The sequence below is a fragment of the Streptomyces sp. FH025 genome (genome assembly GCF_017427025.1).
Lineage (GTDB): Bacteria > Actinomycetota > Actinomycetes > Streptomycetales > Streptomycetaceae > Kitasatospora.
In genome coordinates this window covers 1-4,445 of the sequence record NZ_JAFLNG010000641.1, presented here as the reverse complement: position 1 = coordinate 4,445, position 4,445 = coordinate 1, and the positions used below count along the sequence as shown (strand labels likewise).

The following is a 4,445-nucleotide window of genomic DNA, read 5'->3' as shown; positions in this document are numbered from 1 at the left end:
GCAGGCCTGTGACGGGCCTGCCCGATGGGGCGTCGCCGCCCCCCTGTGTGGAGCGTCGACTCCCGGTGTGCCCGGTGGAGGGCGGCCGGCGGCCGCCGAGGGCCGCTCTCCACCAGGTCGTCGCCTTACCGTGTCAGCGCTTCACGGGACCTCCCGCGGCACGCATCGACTTGGTGACCGTCTTCCACTTCTTCAGCCGCGCCGAGGCCAGCCGGGCATCCGAGCGGGAGGCGATCCATTCGTTCTCGCGCTGGAGCTTGAGATAGCTGTCCATCCGGCGCTGTGGCAGCGTGCCGTCGGCCAGTGCCGCTCGCACCGCGCAGCCGGGCTCGGAGTTGTGGTTGCAGTCGTGGAAGCGGCACTCCTCGGCGAGCTCGGCTATGTCGGCGAAGGCCAGGTCCACCCCCTCGCCACCGTAGAGGCCGACCTCGCGCAGTCCCGGGGTGTCGATCAGCACGCCCCCGCCGGGCAGCGGGATCAGTTCGCGGGTGGTCGTGGTGTGGCGGCCCTTCTGGTCGACCTCGCGGGCCTCCTGGACGGTCATCACCTGGGCACCGGCGAGTGCGTTGGTCAGAGTGGACTTCCCCACGCCGGACTGGCCGATCAGCGCAGTGGTGCCCGGCGTGCAGGCGCGGAGCACATCGATGCCCTCGCCCGTCTCGGCGCTGACCACGAGCACCGTGACGCCGGGCGCGACCCCTTCGACGTCGGCCCGGATGAACTCGGCGTCGTCGACCAGGTCGGCCTTGGTGAGGACGACCAGCGGCTCGGCCCCGGACTCCCAGGCCAGGGCGAGGAAGCGTTCGATCCGCCCGAGGTCGGGATCGGCCGCGAGCGAGGCGGCGATCAGGACGGTGTCGACGTTGGCGGCCAGCACCTGGCCGTCGGAACGCTTGCCTGCCACCTTGCGGATGATCGCGGTGGAGCGCGGCAGCAGCGCGGAGACGGCGGCCATCGGCTGGGCGTTCAGGTCGACGGCCGCCCAGTCGCCCGTGCACGGGCAGTTGATCATGTCGGCGTCGCCCACCGGCCGGGTGTCGAGCCGGACGGTGCGCAGCTCGCCCGTCTCCGGGTCCGCCATGACGGCGTCGCACTGGCCGCGGTCGACCCGGACGATCCGGGCCGGGAGCAGCCCGGCCTCGGCGAGCGGGGTGAAGAGCTGTTCGAGCTCGGGCGTCCAGCCGTAGTCGGCCAGCGAAGCGGACCACGACAACGACGCAGAGGGGGAAGACGAAGAGGGAAGAGAAACGGAGGCAGCGTTGAACAACGCAGTGGCCCTTCGGGAGGAGTGGTCCCGGCGGGCTACGGCTGGCGCGGAAGGCTCAGCCGGCGGCCGGGAAGAGGAGGTGAACGCGAGTGCTGCCCAGGGCAGCTATCGGGGCGACAACGACCACGGGGTTCACCTCCTGCTCTCTTCTCCTCGGGCGGCCCAATGGCCCCCGAACCGGACGCGTCACACGCTAGTGGAGCGGGGTGATGGCGCCAACTGATTTTTGACCTGCGGAAATGCGCCGCAGGAGGGGAGGACGGGAAGGGAGGAACGGCGGACGGAGGGGGGAACGGCGGACGGAGGGCCGGGCGACACGTCCGGCAAGGGGCCAAGGTCCGCCCTAAAGCCGGCACGACCTGAAGAACCGGCAGAACCGCCACAACCGGAAGAGCCGGAAGAACCAGAGGAAGCGGCTACCCGCCGTACCGGTGCTTGAGGTTCGGGTCGTCCAGCCACCAGGGCCGCATGCCGCTCTCCTCCTCCGCCGGCAGCCCCGCCGCGCGCGCCTGCGCGGCCGCCTCCTCGAAGCGGGCGTCCAGCTCGGCGTCCACGGCCTTGATCTCCTCCCGCCCCTGCACCACCATCCGCCGCACCAGCGCCGCCAGGAACGGCAGCCCGACCAGGTCCCCCAGGACCCAGAACGCGTTGCCGCCCCACGTCTGGTCCTGCGCCAGGCTCGGCCCCCAGGGCCGCCCGAGCGCCACGTAGTAGTGCTCGGCGACGAGGTGGCCGCCGTAGATCAGCACGATCCCCAGGCCCGCGTCGAAGATCACCTCGGCGAAGGTGATGAACAGCCCGACCAGGTGCGGGTACTCGTGCCCGACCGGGTCGAGCTGCAGCCGCGGCCAGAAGTAGGCGAGGCCGAGCAGCACCAGGGCCAGGTGCAGCACCACGTTCCCGACCCCGCTGGAGAGCGACCACTCGTACCAGGGCGTGAAGTAGAGGAGCCACGGCGGCGCCATCAGCAGCGCGGTCGAGACGGCCGGGAACATCAGCACCTTGGACGGCCGGCTGCGCAGCGCCCTCAGGATCCGCTCCCGCCGGCGCTCCGGCGAGGACTCGACCAGCAGCGAGACCGGCGCGCCCAGCGCGAGCAGCAGCGGCACGACCATGAGCAGCAGCACGACCTGCACGGCCCGGTCGGTGAAGAGGATCCGCTCGTACACGCCGAGGCCGGAGCAGGTGCACCAGATCCACAGCAAGAGCCCGCCGAGGAAGGCGGCGGTGCGAGTGGGCTGCCAGCGCTCGCCACCGCGGCGGACAGTGCGCACCGCGGCCAGGTACCAGCCGCCGAGCAGCACCGAGAGGGCGAGCACCAGCGGTTCGACGGTCCAGGAGGTGGCCAGGTCGGACCACTGCCACGCGGGCGGCCCGCTGTAGGCGAGCACCCGGGCCGCGCCGTCGGCCAGACCCGGGCCCAGGCCCAGGCCGTCCACCGCGCCGTTCATCCGTCCGCTCACCTCATCCGCACCGCCGCCCGGCCGCCGTCCGGCCGGCGCCGGGCAGGGGCCGCGGCGCCCGGCCATGATGGCGCCCCGGACGGGGTCCGCCGCGCGCGGGGCCCGCCTCTATACCCCGACCAGAGGAAAGCTTTACCAAAGCCCAACAAAGCTTTGCCGAGGCAAAGTTATGCCCTTGCCGGGCGTGGAGAGGCAACCGGGCGCGAGGTCACGTGCGTCTGGCAGGATGCACCGTCGGCGATACCGGCCACGTGGGTGAACAGCAAGGGGACGACAAGAGGTGCAAAGCACTGCACGCGCCGATGGCCGCCGGCTGGCCGCGCGCCACCGCAACATCGAGCTGGGCCTACTGGCGCTCGCGGTGGCCGTCTGTCTGGCGGGACACATCGACGCCGATCTGGCGCTGACCGGCAAGATGCCGCCCGGGCTGCTGGTGCACGGACTGTCCCTCGGAGCCCTGGCGGGCGTGGCGCACCTGGTGGTGCGCCGGTTCGCGCCGTACGCGGACCCGCTGATCCTGCCCTTGGGCGTCTTCCTGACGGGCTTCGGGCTGATGCTGCTGGACCGGCTGGACATCAGCTACAAGGCCGCGCACGCCGCCAAGGGCGACTACCAGAAGCTCCCGGCCGCGCCCTCCCAGCTGATGTGGACGTTCATCGCGGTGGCGGCGGCGCTCGCACTGATCGTCTTCGTCAAGCACCACCGCTTCTTCCAGCGGTACGTCTACGTGCTGATGGCGGGCGCGCTGATCCTGCTGACCGCGCCGATCTTCTCCCCGACCGACAGTTTCGGCGCCAAGCGCTGGATCAAGCTCCCCGGACTGCCGTCCTTCGAGCCGGACGAGTTCGTGAAGGTCGCGATCACGATCTTCTTCGCGGGCTATCTGATGGCCTCCCGGGACGCCCTGGCGCTGGCCGGGCGGAAGGTCTGGGGGATGACCCTGCCGCGCGGGCGGCACGCCGGGCCGGTGCTGGCGATCTGGGCGGTCAGCCTGATGGTGCTGATCTTCGAGCGCGACCTGGGCACCTCGCTGATCTTCTTCGGCGTCTTCATCGTGATGCTGTACGTGGCGACCGAGCGCACCAGCTGGGTGGTGCTCGGCCTGCTGATGGCGGTCGGCGGCGCGACGGTGGTCGGCACCGTGGAGCCGCACGTGCACGGGCGCGTCGAGGCCTGGCTGCACCCGCTCAACTACTACCCGCCCGTGAGCGACAGCTCGATCTCCGAGCAGCCCGCCGAGGCCCTGTTCAGCCTGGGCACCGGGCACATGACCGGAACGGGCCTGGGCTCGGGCAGGCCTTGGCTGATCGGCTTCGCCGGCCGCAGCGACTTCATCTTCACCACGATCGGCGAGGAGCTGGGCCTGGCCGGGGTGACCGCGATCCTGCTGGTCTACGTGCTGCTGATCCAGCGCGGCCTGCGCACCGCGATCGGCCTGACCGACCCGTTCGGCAAGCTGCTGGCCACCGGGCTGTCGGCGGCGCTCGCGCTCCAGGTGTTCGTGGTCGTCGGCGGGGTGAGCGGGCTGGTCCCGCTGACCGGCAAGGCCCTGCCGTTCCTGGCCGCCGGCGGCTCCTCGCTGCTGGCGAACTGGCTGATGGTCGCACTGCTGATCAAGCTGAGCGACTCCTCCGGGCGCACCGCCCTGGATCCGGCCCAGCCGAGCCCCGAGCCGCTGCCGGCCCAGGGCCGACCGCTGCAGCGTTCGACCGCAG

Annotated in this window: 3 protein-coding genes; 1 reads left to right on the top strand and 2 read right to left on the bottom strand. The window is 71.6% G+C overall.

Annotated features, from left to right (window positions below):
• Positions 1-133: 133 nt before the first annotated feature.
• Positions 134-1,213 carry a ribosome small subunit-dependent GTPase A gene (gene rsgA, locus J0670_RS31150; protein WP_243437785.1) on the bottom strand — a complete coding sequence of 360 codons (1,080 nt, stop codon included), beginning with the start codon at positions 1,211-1,213 and terminating at the stop codon, positions 134-136.
• 470 nt (positions 1,214-1,683) lie between these two features.
• The gene (locus J0670_RS31145; RefSeq protein ID WP_207815198.1) at positions 1,684-2,718 is read right to left on the bottom strand and encodes a cytochrome c oxidase assembly protein; all 1,035 of its coding nucleotides are present in this window, start codon (positions 2,716-2,718) and stop codon (positions 1,684-1,686) included.
• A 292-nt stretch (positions 2,719-3,010) separates the two neighbouring features.
• Here J0670_RS31145 and J0670_RS31140 point away from each other — a divergent pair.
• Positions 3,011-4,445: FtsW/RodA/SpoVE family cell cycle protein (locus J0670_RS31140; protein ID WP_307806780.1), on the top strand; the 1,435-nt coding region annotated here is incomplete at its 3' end.

What these genes read in the sequence shown, in the direction of transcription:
- J0670_RS31145 (WP_207815198.1), bottom strand. Translation starts at nt 2,718, where the DNA reads ATGAACGGCGCGGTGGACGGCCTGGGCCTGGGCCCGGGTCTGGCCGAC.